General features: G+C 66.9%; 1 protein-coding gene. It reads left to right on the top strand.

Translation table 11 applies throughout. From position 1 onward, the window contains the following. Window positions 1-447: 447 nt before the first annotated feature. Window positions 448-1,206: branched-chain amino acid ABC transporter permease (locus ACXJKR_RS32905; protein WP_457326439.1), on the top strand; the 759-nt coding region annotated here is incomplete at its 3' end.

Below are 1,206 nucleotides of genomic sequence, written 5' to 3'. Positions count from 1 at the left end.
CCGTTCAAACAAAGGGGCGCGAAGTCAGAGCTTGAGGCTCGCTGCGCTCGCGCCCCGGGCTTCTGCRCTTCTCGGCGGTTTAGAAGGGGAGGCTCCCGAAACAACCGAGCAGCCGACAGCCAAGCCCGAAGGCCGTTCGCAACGAGGCATTTCTATTTCCCCCTCTGAGCCCGCCGAGAAGCGCAGGGCCTTGAGGCCGCGAGCGAAGCTCGCTTCAAGCTCTGACTCCGCGCAACTGTTTGAGCAGAGCGTAGCGGCGCGRGTTTTGCGCGGGGGCCTCAAGGACCGAGCATCGCAGGGCACCCCGCTGCGAAGCAAAGGGGCGGGCGGTTCGGGGGCGCTTTCTTTGCCTACTTTCTTGTGCGCACAAGAAAGTAGGTCGCCCGCGGGGGCGAACTCCCCGCTGGGCAGTGGCGCAAAGCCCCAGCTTGGGAAAGCACCCAACTGATGGACTGGATCCTCATCACCGAGCAACTCCTCAACGGCCTCCAATTCGGCCTGATGCTCTTCCTGCTCGCCGCAGGATTGACCCTCGTGTTCGGCATCATGGACATGATCAATCTGGCCCATGGCTCGCTCTACATGGTCGGCGCCTACCTGACCGCGGCGGTCGCAGCCGCAACCGGCTCCTWCCTGCTGGCCGTTCTCGCCGCACTCGTGGGCACCGCCATCCTCGGAATGTCCCTCGAAGTCACACTTCTGCGACGCCTCTACGCCCGCGACCACCTCAGCCAAGTCCTCGCCACCTTCGCGCTGATCCTCATGCTCAACGAGGCGGTGCGCATCCTCTGGGGCGACCAGCCACTGATGCTGAACACGCCCGCCGCGCTCTCAGGCCCCGTCGAGCTTCTGCCCGGCCTGTTCTACCCGGCCTACCGCCTGCTCATCATCGGTGTCGGCCTCGCCGTCGCGCTGCTGATGTGGTTGCTCGTCACCCGCACCCGCGCCGGCATGTGGGTGCGAGCCGGCGCATCCAACCGCCAGATGGCCACCGCCATGGGCATCGACATCCGCAAGCTGTTCACCGCCGTGTTCGGCCTCGGCGCCGCGCTGTGCGCGCTGGCCGGTGCGCTGCTCGGCCCGCTGCTGGCCGTGCAGGTCGGCATGGGCGAGAGCATCCTCATCCTGGCCTTTGTCGTCATCGTCGTCGGCGGCATCGGTTCGGKGCGTGGCGCGCCGGCGGCATCGGTTCGGGGCGTGGCGCGC

The organism is Roseateles sp. P5_E11, from assembly GCF_054049355.1.
Note: the sequence above shows the minus strand (reverse complement) of the source record. Positions and strands in the feature narration are given on the sequence as shown.